The organism is Citrobacter sp. RHBSTW-00887 (assembly GCF_013728095.1).
GTDB lineage: Bacteria > Pseudomonadota > Gammaproteobacteria > Enterobacterales > Enterobacteriaceae > Citrobacter > Citrobacter braakii.
Genome location: NZ_CP056267.1, coordinates 2,697,252 through 2,714,170, shown reverse-complemented (window position 1 = coordinate 2,714,170; position 16,919 = coordinate 2,697,252). Strand labels below are relative to the sequence as shown.

13 protein-coding genes are annotated in these 16,919 nt (G+C 54.0%); 6 read left to right on the top strand and 7 right to left on the bottom strand.

Translation table 11 applies throughout. The annotated features are described in order from the left end of the window. Positions 1 to 8: 8 nt before the first annotated feature. The 3 genes from HV314_RS12895 to HV314_RS12885 are packed head-to-tail and all read right to left on the bottom strand — an operon-like array spanning position 9 to position 6,464. The gene (locus HV314_RS12895; RefSeq protein WP_181545758.1) at positions 9 to 2,168 is read right to left on the bottom strand and encodes a virulence factor SrfC family protein; all 2,160 of its coding nucleotides are present in this window, start codon (positions 2,166 to 2,168) and stop codon (positions 9 to 11) included. Continuing rightward, the gene (locus tag HV314_RS12890; protein WP_181545756.1) at positions 2,165 to 5,146 is read right to left on the bottom strand and encodes a virulence factor SrfB; all 2,982 of its coding nucleotides are present in this window, start codon (positions 5,144 to 5,146) and stop codon (positions 2,165 to 2,167) included. The genes HV314_RS12895 and HV314_RS12890 overlap by 4 nt, the downstream gene beginning before the upstream one ends. Positions 5,147 to 5,150: 4 nt before the next feature. Continuing rightward, the gene (locus HV314_RS12885) at positions 5,151 to 6,464 is read right to left on the bottom strand and encodes an SrfA family protein (protein WP_181545754.1); all 1,314 of its coding nucleotides are present in this window, start codon (positions 6,462 to 6,464) and stop codon (positions 5,151 to 5,153) included. Between the two features lie 282 nt (positions 6,465 to 6,746). On the opposite strand from HV314_RS12885, the gene HV314_RS12880 reads away from it, so the two are divergent. Beyond that, entirely contained in the window at positions 6,747 to 8,345 is a 1,599-nt protein-coding gene (locus tag HV314_RS12880; RefSeq protein ID WP_016156573.1) for an ABC transporter substrate-binding protein, read from the top strand. A gap of 17 nt (positions 8,346 to 8,362) precedes the next feature. Then, positions 8,363 to 8,596: a YdcY family protein gene (locus HV314_RS12875; RefSeq protein ID WP_016153143.1), complete on the top strand. Its 234-nt coding sequence runs from the start codon at positions 8,363 to 8,365 to the stop codon at positions 8,594 to 8,596. A gap of 66 nt (positions 8,597 to 8,662) precedes the next feature. Here HV314_RS12875 and HV314_RS12870 read toward each other — a convergent pair whose 3' ends face one another. Together HV314_RS12870 and HV314_RS12865 are read right to left on the bottom strand one after the other, a co-directional pair. Continuing rightward, the gene (locus HV314_RS12870) at positions 8,663 to 9,112 is read right to left on the bottom strand and encodes a DMT family transporter (protein WP_016156572.1); all 450 of its coding nucleotides are present in this window, start codon (positions 9,110 to 9,112) and stop codon (positions 8,663 to 8,665) included. Continuing rightward, on the bottom strand, positions 9,109 to 9,627 hold the full coding sequence (locus HV314_RS12865; RefSeq protein WP_016156571.1) for a GNAT family N-acetyltransferase: 519 nt from the start codon (positions 9,625 to 9,627) through the stop codon (positions 9,109 to 9,111). Before HV314_RS12865 ends, HV314_RS12870 begins: the two co-directional genes overlap by 4 nt. A gap of 37 nt (positions 9,628 to 9,664) precedes the next feature. On the opposite strand from HV314_RS12865, the gene HV314_RS12860 reads away from it, so the two are divergent. Together HV314_RS12860 and HV314_RS12855 are read left to right on the top strand one after the other, a co-directional pair. Continuing rightward, positions 9,665 to 10,240, top strand: a complete 576-nt coding sequence (locus HV314_RS12860) for a helix-turn-helix domain-containing protein (RefSeq protein ID WP_016153140.1) — start codon at positions 9,665 to 9,667, stop codon at positions 10,238 to 10,240. Positions 10,241 to 10,298: 58 nt separating this feature from the next. Continuing rightward, positions 10,299 to 11,336 carry an NADP-dependent oxidoreductase gene (locus tag HV314_RS12855; protein ID WP_016156570.1) on the top strand — a complete coding sequence of 346 codons (1,038 nt, stop codon included), beginning with the start codon at positions 10,299 to 10,301 and terminating at the stop codon, positions 11,334 to 11,336. A 30-nt stretch (positions 11,337 to 11,366) separates the two neighbouring features. Here the strand turns inward: HV314_RS12855 and pqqU are convergent, their stop codons facing one another. Beyond that, the gene (gene pqqU, locus HV314_RS12850) at positions 11,367 to 13,487 is read right to left on the bottom strand and encodes a TonB-dependent receptor PqqU (RefSeq protein ID WP_181545752.1); all 2,121 of its coding nucleotides are present in this window, start codon (positions 13,485 to 13,487) and stop codon (positions 11,367 to 11,369) included. Positions 13,488 to 13,747: 260 nt separating this feature from the next. Here pqqU and yncE point away from each other — a divergent pair, with 260 nt between their 5' ends. Together yncE and HV314_RS12840 are read left to right on the top strand one after the other, a co-directional pair. Then, positions 13,748 to 14,809: a 7-bladed beta-propeller protein YncE gene (gene yncE / locus HV314_RS12845; RefSeq protein WP_016153137.1), complete on the top strand. Its 1,062-nt coding sequence runs from the start codon at positions 13,748 to 13,750 to the stop codon at positions 14,807 to 14,809. A gap of 136 nt (positions 14,810 to 14,945) precedes the next feature. Next, positions 14,946 to 15,167, top strand: coding sequence for a YgdI/YgdR family lipoprotein (locus HV314_RS12840; protein ID WP_003020157.1), 222 nt, complete (start codon positions 14,946 to 14,948; stop codon positions 15,165 to 15,167). 41 nt (positions 15,168 to 15,208) lie between these two features. Here HV314_RS12840 and ansP read toward each other — a convergent pair whose 3' ends face one another. Next, on the bottom strand, positions 15,209 to 16,651 hold the full coding sequence (gene ansP / locus HV314_RS12835; protein WP_003833088.1) for an L-asparagine permease: 1,443 nt from the start codon (positions 16,649 to 16,651) through the stop codon (positions 15,209 to 15,211). Positions 16,652 to 16,919 lie beyond the last annotated feature (268 nt).

Below are 16,919 nucleotides of genomic sequence, written 5' to 3'. Positions count from 1 at the left end.
ACGCCGTTTCAGGAGGAAAGCAGGGCATCTAATCGTTTTTTGTCGGCTGCGCAAACATCCTGCGGATGCTGATATCCCACGTTTTCATTGGCGCGGGTATACAAAGCGACCAGCCAGTCGTAAACGTAACGGCTTGCGCCATGCGAAGGTTGTTCATCCAGTTTCGTCAACCGTAACATCGGTTGTTGCGCCGGGGCACTAAAAATAGCCGATCCTTTTTGGATCCTGCTGGCCGGACGCTGTTCCTCTGCCACGCTGGCAAATCCAAGCCAGGTAATAAAATCCCCAATATCGGCGTGAAGCTGCGCGGCGCAGACGTTTTCTCGCTGCATAATGCGCTGTAAGCGTTGCGGCATCTCCAGCCGATAGCTGGTGGTGACGAGGATATCGGCAACCTGCCTTAGCGTACGCGGCTCAAGGCGTAAACGGCGCGCATTATTTTCATCGCGACACCACTGCCGCACGTGGTTAACCCACATTTTGTGCGCCTGATACCCGGTCTCTTTGCTTTCCGGCGAGTGCGGTGTGTCACGCACCTCGGCAAACAGGTCAATCTCTTCATTAAATAATCCGCTCACCTGTTCCTCGCGCGGCTGCTGAACACGCAGCAGCGACTCAAAGAGGCGCATCGGCGGGAGCAAACCGTCCAGGAGTTCGCCATGTTTTGCCGCCTGGGCCTGGAGCTGGCGGATCACCGACTCATTGCTACCCGATTCGGTTTCAACGGGGTTAATCCAGCCGATCAGGGTTTCGCGTACGCGCTGCTGGTGCTGCTCACGCAGGGAGGTCAATCTCGCCTGGCGTTGCTGGGGTGAGGTTGCCTGAGTCAGCCATTCGACGAGACGTTGTAAGCTGTGTTTATCCAGCGCCTGCAGCGTGCCCCAGTGCAGTCCGGGCTTGCCCATTAATTGCTGCACAGATTCATCAAGATTTTGCTGAGTGCTAAACCGCGCATCCTGCGGAGTAATGGCCCAGACCACTCCCGGCAATGCGGCGTCATGTACGGGCTGAGTGTCGTTAACCCAGCCCAGCAGCTTGCGGGTGATGGCGGGCGTCTGGGAGCGGGTAGATACCGCATTACAGATTAAAAGTACATCCGGTTGCAGATGCTGGCGATAATGTTCCAGCATCCAGCCTAATTTGGCCTGCCACAATGGATGGGGATGAACATCCGGGGCGAGGGGAATATCCAGAAGATCGACATTCTCCAGTACCGCGTCTTCAACCGTCAGGACCAGCTCGCGCGTGAGCAGCGCCAGCGAAGCCTGAGAAAGGCTGACCGCATTGAGCAACTGATCATTTTCTATTGGATGAACCACCACATCGCTTTGCGCCTCATTCCCGTTCAATGCTACCTGAGTCAGGAAACTCTCGGCAGGTAAACCAAAATGGTCAACCAGCAGGCTCAGCGGAGCCGCGAGTTCTTGCGCGCTCCCGGTTTGTTGCAGCGTATGCGCCAGCGCCAACCACTGTTGCGTCAACTCTGGTTGTTCTCCCCACAGTAACGCCCAAGCGTTTGCCCGGGTAGTCAGATCCAGAGCGGGTAGCAGCGTGGCAAACTGATGCCATAACGCGTCGTCAAATTGCTGTTGTCTGGCCGGTACGCAGGCGCGCCAGAAACGACCAATTGCCGCGACATCATGCGCGGTAATGCCCGGCACCGGATGACGCTGGCGCAACGTTTGCCATTTTTCCAGGCGCGCCTCAATAATCGATTTCTCGACCTGGCGGTTGTCCGCAAGCGCACAGAACTGGGTAATAAATAGCTGTACCAGTTCGGCTTCACTGAGTAGCCGCAGGCGCAACGGCCATTCACCATCGAGCGGATTTTCATCACGCGTAAAGCGGATCGCCATGTTGGTTGGCGCATGACCAGGATTAATATGTGAAAAGTAATCAAAGCTGCGATCCGGGGTAACGATATTCACTTTGCCATTGGCGTTGCTGCACAATGCTGTGAGCAGGTGCGCTTTTGCCGATTGCGAATGTCCGTAAAGCCCAACGCATCCTCGCGATGAAAAGGTCGTCTTCAACGCAGATTCATTAACGGCGGCCAGGGTGAGCTGTGCCAACAGGGCATCCGCTTCATCATCAAGACGCGCCGCACGCTGACGGGTATCAGTTACCCACTCGATGGTGGCCTGCGCGGTGTTTAACATCTTACTCATTTCAGGTACACGCTCCCGCTATCAATCCAGTAATGGCTCCCGCTATGGCGACGGTCTGCCAGCGTATTCAGTTTTAACGTTAAGGCATTGGCGGCAACGGGAGTGCCATCCTGTAACCACGCATCGCTCAGTACGAAGAATTCCGGGCCGCTTTCTTTGCTACCACCGCGTAGCTGCAGCCGTACATTCAACACGCCATCTCCGGCGATGGTTTTTGCCAGTTCGGCAGAATTTATGCTGAGCGTATACAGCGGTGTGGCAGGCCAACGGCTGTTGGCCAGTTGACGGAAACCTAACGTAACGTTGCCGCGCAATGGGAAGTGCAGGCGGGCATCCAGTTTCGCGCCGGGCTTATCCAGATCGATATCGTGATACCAGATGTTCTCATCGCGCAGCGTATTGACCGTATTATCCAACACGCCGAGATAACGTACGGTCGAGTAAGCGCCGATATCGGCAGCTTTAAAGTTGAATCGCGGCAAGCGTAGATCCAGCGCCAGGCTACACAACATGGCACCAACTGCTGCGGTGGATTTGGGGTTACCAATCCGCCCTTGTTGGCTGAACGGATACCACTCATGTACGCGGTAGTTATCCATCCAGATCATGCGATTAACCGGAACGGGCTGCAGATGGCGGATCAACGCTTGTACGCCCGGTAAACAGGCGGGTCTGCCGGTCACTAATAAAATATCGCAGCGATAGTGTGAAATGGCCTCACAGACCGCGTGCAGTGGGGAGGTCAGGGTAAACTGGCCCGCCAGTAACGCTTCTTGTAACTGCCTGAACTGCACCTGTAACGGCACGCTCAGCACATCAAACGCTGGCGATCCCGCAGGTAACGCATGATCGATAGCCTGCTGGATGTAATTCAGTACGTTGCGCGTTGGTTGCTGGCTCAGGAGTTCGCCAAAGGTGGCATGCAGACCCGCTACCGGATCGTTAATATCACTTTGTTCCCAGGCAGAAAGTACCGCATGACCGAGCGGCATAAAGAGTTGTAACGCCGTTTGTTGACGCAAAATCGCCTGGGTGTCGATGCGCCCGGAATCGCCAAATAGCGTAGCCAGCAATGCGGCGGCGTCGGTCACGCCAGCCTGTTGCAGGCGGGTTTGCAGCGCAGGCAACACGCAACGCTGAATCACGTCCAGCAGCATGTCATCGCCCGCAACCTTAAAGCCTTCACGGAACAGCAGGTGCGGGGTAATTTTGACGTTTGTACCCACGCCGTCATCAAGCTGGTAATGGACGACGGCCATATCCGTTGTCCCGCCGCCAATGTCGATCGATGCCACGCGCAGCGCACGACCTTTAGTCTCACCAGGCTCCGGCAGACGGTCCGGGCGGGCAAGGGCGTTAAAGAACGACTCGGTGTGACCATCGTAGTGAGAGATAGCTTCGTTATACAGCCACACCAGTTGCCCGCAGCTGGCCTCATCCCATTCCATCTGGATCTCAGGTACGGGAACCACGCTCTTTTCCTGCTGTTTACGGGTGGTGAAGTCTTCATCCTGCGGGTGCCAGCCCATTGCTTTCCAGACCAACGCAATAGCTTCAAACATGCGCAGGCGGAAAATCTCACGCTCCTGTTTAGGCATCGCCGACGGCAGGGTCAGGATCAGCGTACGCAACTGACGAGGAGATGCCGGGAATCCGAGGCGCAAACGCGTCGCCACGCTGTTAATTTGCCCCAGCGCCTGGGCCAGTATTTCGCACAACATATGCGTCATCAGCGTACTGCGGCTGTATTGCGGTGAGAATACCGGCAGACGATCATCCTGCGGCAGGCTGAACAGCGGTTGCCCGTCATCGTTCATCAGGTTCATCAGCGGGAAGGCGGTAGCCAGTGGTTCGCGCTGGGTTTTGCCATTCATCTGGCTAAAGCGCCAGTCATGCAACACCGGCGTTTCGTCCCACAGATAACGGCGCGGGCTGGAGATCCCACTGCTGCCTTCAGTGCCCATGCGCTGCATCGCCAGCTTTCGGGCTTCATCGCCAACGCGGACAATCGACGGCCAGATAAAGGCATCATCACGACCGCTCTCCACGGAAAAGTGCTGTTTACCAAAACGCGCTTCGGAAAACTCCAGTCGGCTGGTGAACAACGGATCGTTGAGAAACTGTGGCTCGCTTAACGAACGCACCTGCAATTCGGCTGTCTGGCGCAGTCCGTCATTGGCATCCCCGTGATCTTCAATCAGGACGCCACAGGTATGGGTGTTACCGATATCCAGGATAAGATCAACGGGAATGGCGGGCGTGCTAAGGGTATGCGTGACCAGTTTCACTTCCGGGACGGAAAGCTGCTCGCCTAACAGGGTCAGCACATTCAGCCAGTGCGCCTGATATTCAAAGTTACGCAGTGCCTGCTGGATCTCTTGTTCTGAGCGGTTTTCATGCTGTGTGACATGATGCATAAAGGATTCGCGCAACCAGCCGTCAATCCAGGTCTGGTCGAGGAAATCGGCAATTTCGTTGTCATGCCAGGCCAGCGCAAATCGCGTACCGTTCAGCAGGTCATTTTCGTTGGGGGTTAACGCCGCAGGGGCATTTTCAGTGAGCTGGCTGTCCAGCGCCACGGTGACGCGGTGGGTGTTGCCCGCGCTATCAGGTTGCACCAGCTTTCGCACCTGTACGCGCGCCCAGTTATCCGGGCCTTCAACGAACGTACGCGGCGGATTAAAGCGCAGGAACGGCAGCGGCAGCCAGACACCGTCGAGCACGTCCAGCGAATAATGCAGCTTCTGGGTGCTTTCCGGCTTCACCACTTCGGGCTGACCGCCGGTGCTGCCTGGTAAGGTATAACGTCCGGTTGTCAGATCGAAATCCAGCCGCAGCAGGGGACCGTTTGCCGTTTTGCGCACAAAGCGGCCATGATGCGCAGATTCCTGCGGCGTCAGGCCAAAATCCAGAAATTGCACACCGCTATTGGCGATGAGCGTCACGCTTTGTTTGTAGTCACACAGATTCACCAACATAAAATCAGGCACCTATCTTTTTGATCGTCAGAGGGATTTCCGCGTGATCGTCATAACGTGCGGTACAGGCGGCGACGTCATTGGTTCCCGCTTTACAGGTAATTTCCGGCATCGGATAACGTGACCCGTCCGTACAACGGGCATTCCCGCGACTCTTAATCATTAATTCACCTGACTGATGCAAACCAGAGAAAATCTCGGCACGACAAACAATATTGTCGCCATGAACCACGCGCGCGGTGCCTTTATTGGCCTGGATCTGATAGCGCAGCGACGGCGCTTTACCGCTAACCGGATCTTTAACATCAACCATTACGCGCCAGTTACCGTTGAGAAAACGCGTCGTTCCTGCCTTCATCTGGTTGGCATCCATCACCAGCGCATCTTTTGGAATCGCGGCGATCACGACCGGTCCTTCGACAGGTTTTTCTTTTTTCGCAGCCGGAGCCACTTCAGCCCGATGCAGCGGCAGTGCAGATGTTAGTTCTGGCAGCGGTGCCATATCTGCCTTAGCGACGACTCTTGGGGGAACAGCGGGTACGGGCTGGGTGGTCTGTTGCTTCCATAGCAGCGGTCCAACCATGGCTGCAATGATCACCGCGGTAACGGGCAGGCTCCACAGCGGCAGGCGGCGTGCGGGTTTCTTCTGTGCGAGCGGCGGCGAGACTTCAGGTTCGTTAACAACGACCGGGGGTTGTGGTTCATGTTCAGGTTCAGCCGGTTTAGGTAGCTCAACGACTGGAGTCAACAAAGGCGCCTCGGCCTCGGCGAAGGTGATTTGGGCAGTGATTTCTTCTTCCGGCTCAGGCTCCGCTACGGTGACGACCGGAGGAATATCGGAAAGGCGCAGGCAATCGAGCACATCGTCGCGAGGATTTTCATTCAGATTGACGAAACCCCAGAACGTAATAACGGGTTTACCTTCAACCAGAAACACGTGATTCTCACCAGGAAACTGGATGGCTTTTTCCAGCAGTGAGCCAAACAGTTGCAGGGAGGTTTTACCCGATTGCAGACTTTTACGGCTCAGCGCCGCCGCATTTTCCAGCGTGCTCCCCAGATAGCGCAGCGCACGAAAACGGGCCTCTTCATCAGCGGCTTTCCATGCAACGGCTTTCCCTTCAATCGGCGAATACCAGTCAACGCGATCGCCGTTGTCGTTAATCTGTGGGATCGCCAGACAATCCACCATCGCCTGCTGTTTACGCAGGCGAAGCGTTTCACGAATTTGCAATGCTGAATCAAACACGGCCTGACCACCGCCGCCCACGGCCTGATAGTCATCCAAATTGCCGCTGCGCAAGAGAGTTTTTGCCACGTTGTTACCCCTTAGACTTCTTCACGTATCTACTTTACGTTTTATAAAAACGAGCAAACGGTGGAAGAGAGGCAAAAAGGGGCGAATTTTCATGGCATAGAGTGCCGGGAAAAATCTTGACGTTTTGAAAAAGACTTAAGGGAAATTAATTCGCTTAGGGTGATGAATTATTCAGCGAAATACACCGGATTAGAATAACCTGATAGTGATTTGTTATTGGTCAGTTTTTGTCAGCTATGCTCTGATATCCCGGTTAGTAATAAAATAAGAAGGCTTATAACCATGATTGCAAGGAAAACGTTACTCGCGCTGGCGCTCAGCGCCGTCTTACCATCAGGCGCGGCGTTCGCGGCTAATACTGACACTCTCATTTACTGCTCAGAAGCGTCGCCAGAGTCATTTAACCCGCAAATCGCCAGTTCCGGTCCATCGTTTGTGGCCAGCTCACAGGTGCTCTACAACCGACTCATCAATTTTGATCCGGTAAAAAATACCCCAGTTCCGTCTCTGGCAACGGACTGGACGATTTCGCCGGACGGTAAGACCTACACTTTTACCCTGCGTCAGGGCGTGAAATTCAACAGTAATAAATTCTTCAAACCAACCCGCGACTTCAACGCTGATGACGTGGTTTTCTCGGTATTACGACAGAAAGATGCCGATCATCCATACCACAAAATTTCTCAGGGAAGCTACGAATACTTCAATGATGTCGGTCTGGATAAACTGATTAAAGAAGTGAAGAAGGTCGATGATTATCATGTTCAGTTTATCCTTAATGAACCTAACGCCGCGTTTCTTGCCGACTGGGGAATGGATTTTGCCTCCATCCTCTCTGCGGAATATGCCGACGTGATGCTGAAAAAAGGCACCCCGGAAAACGTCGATAACTGGCCAATTGGCACCGGGCCATACGTGTTGCAGCAGTACAAGCAGGATTCGCAAATCCGCTATCTCGCCAACCCCAACTACTGGGACGGCGCCGTCCCCACGAAGCACCTGATCTTCTCAATCACGCCAAACGTACAGACCCGATTGGCGAAACTGCAAACCAATGAATGTCAGATAATTCCGGCGCCTGCGCCCGTACAGTTTGACGAGATTAAGAAGAATAAAGATTTGACGCTGCATTCGGTTGAAGCGCTGAACGTCGGGTATCTGGCGTTTAATACCGAGAAAAAACCGTTTGATAACGTGCTGGTGCGTCAGGCGCTTAACTACGCGACAGACAAAAAGGCCATTATTAACGCCGTCTTTTTAGGTTCCGGTACGGTGGCAAAATCGCCAATTCCGCCGAATATGTTGGGGTTCAATAAAGATCTGCAGGATTACGCTTACGACCCGCAGAAAGCGAAAGATCTGCTGAAACAGGCGGGACTGGAAAACGGCTTTGAAGCGACGCTGTGGTCAATGCCGGTTCAGCGCCCATACAACCCGAACTCCCGACGGATTGCCGAGATGATCCAAAGCGACTGGGCGAAGGTTGGCGTGAAGGCGAAAATTGTGTCGTACGAGTGGGGCGAATACCTCTCCGGAATGCGTAAAGGTGAGCATGACACCGCGTTGTTCGGTTGGATGTCAGACAACGGCGATCCGGATAACTTCGCCGATGTACTGCTGGGTTGTGACAGCATTAAAACCGGATCTAACGCCGCGCGCTGGTGCGATAAAGAGTATAATTCGCTGGTTCAAAAGGCGAAACTGGTGAGTAAACCGGAAGAACGCGCCGCGCTTTACCAGCAGTCGCAAGAGATTTTCTACCAGCAGGCTCCGTGGATTGCGTTGGCAAACGGGAAAACGTTTTACGCGACGCGCAGCAACGTCAGCGGATACAGCGTTAGCCTGATGGGCAGCGATTTTTCAAAAGCAAAATTAAATTAATGAGTTAAGGAGAGGTTATGTCGCATCTGGATGAGGTCAGCGCACGTGTTGATGCCGCCATTGAAGAGAGCGTCATTACGCATATGAATGAATTGCTGATTGAACTCAGCGATGATGTCGTGCTGAGCCGGGAAGAACGTTACACCCAGCAACAGCGTTTGCGTACGGCTATCGCACATCATGGCCGTCAGCATAAAGAGGATATGGAAACCCGTCGCGAACAGTTGACCAAAGGCGGCACAATCCTTTAATTCGTTGTGGCCAGATGGCGAAGTAACACCTTATCCGGCTTGCATGTTCAGGCCGGATAAGCGCAATTAAAACGAACGTCTCGCCACCAGCCAGGCCCCAACAACCAGCAGCACCGCGCCGCAGACCGGCCCCACCAACGCCCGCAGCGGCACGCCATGACTGCGCAGAATATCCAGCACCAGTCCGCCGATTAACTGGCTGGCCACCAGCACCGCGATAGTGGTTGCTGCACCCACATTTTGGTATCCACTGATGCTGGCAAAAACAAAGAACGATCCCAGCAAGCCAGGGATTAGCGTCCACCAGCGCACGCTGGAAACCAGTTCCCCAAACCCCGCCATACCTTGCTTAAACCACAGTATGCTGACAAACAGCACGATCCCGACCAGCGAGTTAAGTAACATGGCGATGAGGATCGTCGAGGACGTCTGCGTGATGCGTACCATCAAGGTATTTTGCACCACCAGACCAATACCTGCGGCAATCAGAAAGGAGAGGGTTAGCGTCTGGTTCATCTGCTGGCATCCGGTTCGCGACGATCGTCTAACTGCAACTGCATAAAAGTCAGATCCAGCCAGCGCCCAAATTTAGTGCCAACCTGTGGCATTTGCGCGGTGGTTTTAAAACCCAGCGTGCTGTGCAGATGCAGCGACGCCTGATTCTGAGACTCAATGCCCGCAACCATCACATGCTTGCCGCACGCGCGGGCTTCTTCTATTAACCTGCTGAGCAGCGCTCGTCCCAGGCCTTTACCCTGATGAGCAGGATGGACATATACCGAATGTTCAACGGTATGACGGAATCCATCAAAGTTACGCCAGTCGCCAAAGGAGGCGTACCCTGTAATCACGCCATTCTCTTCACTCACCAGCACCGGATAGCCCATCAACTGACGGGCTTGGTACCATGAGATACGGTTTTCGGCATCGACCGTTTGATCGTTCCAGATAGCCGCCGTATGCAGTACCGCGTGGTTGTAGATTTCTGCAATGGCGGCACAATCTTCTTTGCTGGCAAATCGAATGGACATGTTGAACCTCAGGGATTGTTCACTATAGTATTACAATATGAATACTATTGAAGACAGCATAAATCAACGGATCGGTGCAAGAATTCGCATTGAGCGGGAGTCTCGCGGCTGGTCTCTGACGGAACTCGCTGAACGCGCAGGCGTGTCGCGGGCGATGATCCATAAAATAGAGCGCGGTGAGAGCAGCCCAACGGCCACGCTGCTGGGCAGGCTCTCCGGTGCCTTTGGTATCAGCATGTCTATGCTGATGGCGCGGGCCGAAATGCAGGAGGGCAAGCTGCTGCGCTTCGCTGATCAGCCGGTCTGGCACGACCCGCAAAGCCACTATCTGCGCCGCCACGTTTCACCGCGCAGCGATCTGCCTATTGATCTGGTGCAGATAGAATTGCCCGCCGGAAGCGACATCCCGATGCCAGCCTCTTCCTACGTGCAGGCAAGACAACTTATCTGGCTACAGCAGGGGGAATTGGTCTTTGTGGAAGGGGACGTGCGTCATGAAATGCGGGCTGGCGATTGCCTGGAGCTTGGCCCGCCGAATGATTGTCGGTTTATCAATGAAACCGCACAACCCTGCGTTTACCTGGTTGTGCGGTTAAATCATGTCGTCAGCTAACTGGCGGACACAGGCTGCTACTATTGATGGAATCATGCCAAAAGCAGAGGAGCACATCATGGGTCAACAGACTAATCGCAATCGCCGCTGGGTACTGGCTTCCCGCCCGCATGGCGCGCCGGTCCCGGAAAACTTCCGTCTTGAAGACGATGAGGTGGCAACGCCGGGTGAAGGCCAGGTTTTGCTACGCACCATTTTTCTTTCCCTCGATCCCTACATGCGAGGACGCATGAGCGATGAGCCGTCTTACTCCCCGCCGGTAGAGATTGGCGGTGTGATGGTTGGCGGGACCGTGAGTCGCGTGGTGTCCTCCAACCATCCTGATTACCAGCCAGGCGAGTGGGTGCTGAGCTACAGCGGCTGGCAGGACTATGACATCTCGGACGGTAACGGGCTGGTGAAGCTTGGCGATAATCCTGAACATCCCTCCTGGGCGCTGGGAGTGATGGGGATGCCAGGGTTTACTGCTTATATGGGGCTGCTGGATATCGGTCAGCCAAAAGCGGGGGAAACGCTGGTTGTGGCCGCCGCCACCGGCCCGGTTGGCGCAACGGTAGGGCAGATTGGTAAGCTCAAAGGCTGCCGGGTGATCGGGGTTGCTGGTGGGGCAGAGAAATGCCGACATGCCACCGAGGTATTAGGCTTTGATGTCTGCCTCGATCACCACGCACAAGATTTTGCGCAACAGCTGGCAAAAGCCTGTCCGCAGGGGATCGATATTTACTACGAAAACGTCGGCGGCAAGGTATTTGACGCCGTTCTGCCATTACTCAATACCTCTGCGCGCATTCCGCTGTGCGGACTGGTCAGCGGTTACAACGCCACATCGCTTCCAGGCGGACCCGATAGATTACCTTTGCTGATGGCAACGCTGCTGAAAAAGCGAATTCGGATGCAGGGCTTTATCATTGGTCAGGATTATGGTCACCGCATTCAGGAGTTTCAGCGGGAGATGGGGCGCTGGGTTAAAGAGGGCAAAATCCATTACCGCGAACAAATCACCGACGGTCTGGAAAATGCGCCGCAGACCTTTATCGGCCTGCTGACCGGCAAAAACTTCGGTAAAGTGGTGATTCGTCTTGCAGACGATGCGTAAAACGGATGGCGGGAGTCATTCCCGCCAGTGTTACTCAAAACGCCAGGCCAGATTAATCCCTACGCCATAGTTTCGTCCTGGCGCCGGTTCGTAATATCGACCATTTGCCTCATTCACTATCACCGAACCGACGTAGGACTTATCAAACAGATTATCCACCCGACCGAACAAGTCGATCATCAGACTGCGGTAATAAAATTTATAGCCGGTATTTAAACCCACTACGGTATAGGACGGGGCTTGCGCCGTATTTTCATCATTGGCCATAATATTGCTCATATAACGAACATCAGTTCCCGCATACCAACCTTCATCAGGCACGTAGCCCAGCGAAGCAAATCCCATGTTTTGCGCAATGCCAGGCAGGCGGTTGCCGTTGCAGTTTTGATCGCCACAGACGTTGCTGCGGTAGGTTGCATCCAGCCAGGTCCATGCAGCTTTTACGCGCCAGCTTGCGGCAAAGCGTTGGTCCCAGGATAACTCACCTCCCTGACGGCGGGTTTTTCCAGCGTTTTTGTAGGTTGTCCGCCCGCCGCTACTGCTGTCAACCACGATCTCGTCATCGGTATCGGTCTGGAATAGCGCTACGGTAAACAGCCCATCGCCGATACGCGTTTTACTGCCGATTTCCACGGTATCGTTTGTGGAAGGCTGTAGGTCAAAATTCATCCCACTTTGGCCGTCGGAGCGGTAAGACAACTCGTTGATGGTGGGCGTTTCGAACCCGCGTCCCGCGGCCAGGTAGACGTTCCAGGCATCGGTGATGGCGTATTTTAACGATCCAGCAGGTAACCACTGGTGATAGCTGGCGTCACCGCTGTCATCTGCGTTACCGGGCGTAATATAGCGATCGTTAGAATCAAACCACACCGAACTGTAGCGAACCCCGGCATCCAGCGAGAGTTTCTGCGTTAATTGCCACTGGGTTTGCAGATAGGGATCGACATTCCACATCAGGTTACGTTCGTTACGTCGTAAGTCGCCTTTCTGACCATATTCTGGCACGCCATCATCAAGGCGAAAGTTGTTGTAGCCTTTACGGTTTTCGCTCATGTTTTCGTAATTCAGACCGGTGGTGAAGGTCACGGGTATGCCCAGCTCGCCACGGTGAGTCCAGCGGTTGTCTATCCCCTGATAATGACGTTGCAGGGTAATAACGCCTCCGGCATGAGACGGTTTTAACTGCGGGGCCATCGGGATCGACTGATACTGAGTGGTTTCACGCTCCCCCGCATAGGTCATGATGCTGATATCATCCTTCGCGCTAAGCTGGCGTTCATAGCGCAACCCCGCCTGGGTCTGCTTGATGGTTTTTCGCGTGTTGTATTGCTCAGCGCGGGGAGATTGCTGCGGATTGGCCTGCCACTCCGACTCGGTAAGACCACCAGGATCGTCAGCTTTACTCTCTACACTATTGAAAATCAGGGTTAGTTTGCTCGTATCGTCCATGCGCACGCCCAGTTTGGCATTGGCCAGATTTTTTTGGGCGCTGCTGCGATCGCGATAACCATGGGTGGTAAACCGGGTTGTTGAAACGGTGTAATCCACATCCCCTCGCTGTGTGCCATCGCCCAGTGCGCCCGTTGCTTTTAACCCGTAGCGCCAACTGCCAAAACTGCCGTAATAACTGCTGGCTTCAATGGTTGGCGGCTCATGTCCCGTTTCAGTACTGACATTCATCACTCCACCAGACGCATTGCCATACAGAGCAGAGAAGGGGCCGCGTAAAACCTCAATATTTTGTACGCTGCTGATATCAATGTTGGATGTTTGACCCTGCCCATCCGGCATGGTTGCCGGGATCCCGTCGACATACAAACGAATGCCGCGGATGCCATAAGTGGTTCGCGAACCAAATCCGCGAATCGACAACTGGAGATCCTGGGCGTAGTTCTGCCGATTTTGCACCTGCAGCCCAGGGACGCTGGTCAGGGATTCAGACAGGTTAATTCGCGGCGTTGCCAGACGCATATCTTCTCCGTCAACGACGCTGACGGCGGCAGGGGTGTCCAGTTCAGAAACGGACTGTGGTGTCGCGCTAACGATCAGCGTTTGATCGTTTATCTCACTTTCTGCCACGGCATAAGGCGAGAGGAAGACAGGCAGTAAAGAAACAGGAAGTGCAGTGTAGCGGGATGCAAAAATCGTCATGAACAAGGCCAGTTAATGATGCTTACGCCGTAAACCGGCGATAAGCGCGTGAATTTTTTTTATAAAAGATGAATTTTAGCGCTGCTGAATTGCGCTAATTTTTCGGGCAATGACAACGATTGTAGTCAATATGTGAAGAAGTGCTCCACTTTGAGATGAATAATGATTACTATTCTCATTCTTAAAAAAGGCAAAACCATGATTTTGCTCATTGAAGCTATGTGAAGCAGTAACAAACGAATTTATCAAAGGGAGTCGTCATGTCTTTACGTCATCTGTTTTCGCCGCGTCTGCGTGGTTCTTTACTGTTAGGTTCACTGCTCGTTGCATCATCTTTTACTACGCAGGCTGCAGAAGAACTGCTGCGCAAAGCCGTGGGCAAAGGCGCCTATGAAATGGCATACAGCCAGCAAGAGAACGCGCTGTGGCTGGCGACTTCGCAGAGCCGCAAACTGGATACCGGCGGGGTGGTTTACCGTCTTGACCCGGTCACCCTCGAAGTGACTCAGGTTATTCATAACGATCTCAAACCGTTTGGCGCCACCATCAACAACGCCACGCAAACGCTGTGGTTCGGCAACACGGTAAACAGCGCGGTGACGGCAATGGATGCTAAAACGGGCGCGGTGAAAGGACGTCTGGTGCTGGATGCGCGTAAGCGTTCTGAAGACGTTCGCCCTCTGCAGCCGCGTGAGCTGGTCGCCGATGACGCCACCAACACGGTATACATTAGCGGTATTGGTAAAGAGAGCGTGATTTGGGTGGTGGACGGTGATGCCATTAAATTGAAGGACACCATTCAAAATACCGGCAAAATGAGCACCGCTCTGGCTGTCGACAGCAAGGCTAAACGCCTGTACACCGCCAATGCGGACGGTGAATTCATCACTATCGATACCACCACCAACAAAATTCTCAGCCGTAAAAAGCTGCTGGATGATGGAAAAGAGCATTTCTTCATCAACCTGAGCCTGGACACTGCGGGCAACCGCGCCTTTGTCACCGACTCTAAAGCGGCGGAAGTGCTGGTAATCGACACCCGTAATGGCAACGTCCTGGCAAAAGTCGCCGCGCCGGAATCCCTGGCCGTGCTGTTTAACCCGGCGCGTAACGAGGCCTACGTGACCCATCGTCAGGCCGGCAAAGTGAGCGTGATCGACGCGAAAAGCTATAAAGTCGTTAAAACGTTCGAGACCCCAACATTCCCGAATAGCCTGGCGCTCTCCGCCGACGGTAAAACCCTGTACGTGAGCGTGAAACAGAAGTCCACCCGCGAGCAGGAAGCCACCCAGCCGGACGATGTTATTCGTATTGCGCTGTAATTAACCGGAGGGGGAAACCCCTCCTGTCACTTCTCTAAATCCCCCGATACGCCTCGTTACACCCCGCCAGTAGCCTGACCTACTTCAGGGACTTACACTACGCCCTCAACGGCTAACTGAATAACACGGGAATACCATGAAAAAGCCATTTATCTGTCTTTGTGCAGGCGTAATGCTGTTTACATTGGCAGGATGCACCACCGATTACGTCATGACGACCAAAAGCGGACAAACCATCACCACCCAGGGTAAGCCAAAACTGGATAAAGACACGGGAATGACCAGCTATACCGATCAGGATGGGAATGCGCGGGAAATTAACAGCAACGACGTAGCGCAGTTGATTGAAGCGAACTAAAAAAGAAGGCCTGAAGGATTAACCTGTCAGGCCTTCTGCCGTTATGGCGCGGTGCGGTGGATCTCTGCAACGCGTTTACGCACACCGAACCAGCCCGCGACCAGCAGGATGGCAATCAGCGGTAATGACGCGATGGTATAGGTGCCATTTGGATAGTCAAACGCCATCAATACCAGTACGCTCAGCAGGAACAGCAGCGTTAACCACGAGGTAAACGGTGCGCCCGGCAGTTTAAAGCTGACGTCTGCCGTTTTACCTTCTTTTATGGCCCGGCGCAGACGCATCTGACAGACCATGATAAACCCCCACGACGCAATAATGCCCAGTGACGCGAAGTTCAACACGATCTCAAACACCTGTGACGGCACCAGATAGTTCAGGAATACCCCGACGACATACACGACCAGCGTGGCGAGGATCCCGGCCCAGGGCACCTGTTGACGGCTCATTTTAGCCATGAATTTCGGTGCCGAACCGCCCATCGACATGGAGCGTAAAATACGCCCGGTGCAGTACAGCCCTGAGTTAAGGCTGGAAAGCGCCGCGGTGAGCACCACAATATTCATGATACTGCCAATGTACGGCACGCCCAGTTTGGAAAAGAAGGTCACAAACGGGCTTTGCCCCGCCTGATAGGCGTTCCAGGGCAGTAGCAGAACCAGCAGCACGACAGAACCCACATAAAACAGACCAATACGCCAGATAACGCTATTGATTGCTTTCGGCACCATCGTTTGCGGATCTTTGCACTCACCGGCGGCGGTACCCACCAGTTCAATAGAGGCAAAGGCGAAAACCACACCCTGTACCAGTACCAGCGCAGGCAGCAGGCCATGCGGGAAGAAGCCGCCGTTGTCGGTAATCAGGTGAAAACCCGTGGCGTTACCATCCAGCGGCTTTCCGGTACCTAAAAAAACGGTACCCACCACCAGAAAAATCACAATTGCCAGTACCTTAACCAGCGCAAACCAAAACTCCATCTCCGCGAACCACTTCACGCCGATCATGTTCATGGTGCCGACAATAGCCAGCGCGCCGAGGGCGAACACCCACTGCGGCACGTCGCCAAACGCGCCCCAGTAGTGCATATACAACGCCACCGCGGTGATATCGACAATGCCGGTCATCGCCCAGTTGATGAAGTACATCCAGCCAGCCACATAGGCGGCTTTCTCACCTAAGAATTCACGGGCGTAGGAAACGAAGCTACCGCTGGAAGGGCGATGTAAAACCAGTTCGCCGAGCGCGCGCAGTATAAAGAACGAAAAAATACCGCATACCAGATAGACCAGCGCCAAAGCCGGGCCGGCCATCTGCAGGCGTGCGCCTGCCCCTAAAAACAACCCGGTACCAATTGCGCCGCCAATGGCGATCATTTGTACCTGTCGATTGCCCATCGCTTTGTGATACCCCTCTTCGTGAGCATTCAACCAGCGTCGTTTCGCCGCATGTTGTTCCGCGGCTTGCGTGTTGTTTGTGTTCATTACGATTCCTGTTGACCTGACAAAAATACAACATCCTTTTTGCCGCACCTGCTGCGGCGAAAACAGCCTTACCCTTCATTGTGTTACGGGGGAAAACTGCCGGCCGAGCATCCTACATTCAATTGATTGGTTCCGCAAAGCCCCGGTAACAAGAATTCAGCATTTTTATGCAGCCGGTACTGGCGCGGTGTGGCCTCGATTCAGCCAATAAAGGAGAAGGGCGTTTATACCTGTAGAGGAGTGCGCTTATCGAGACATTCACCCAATA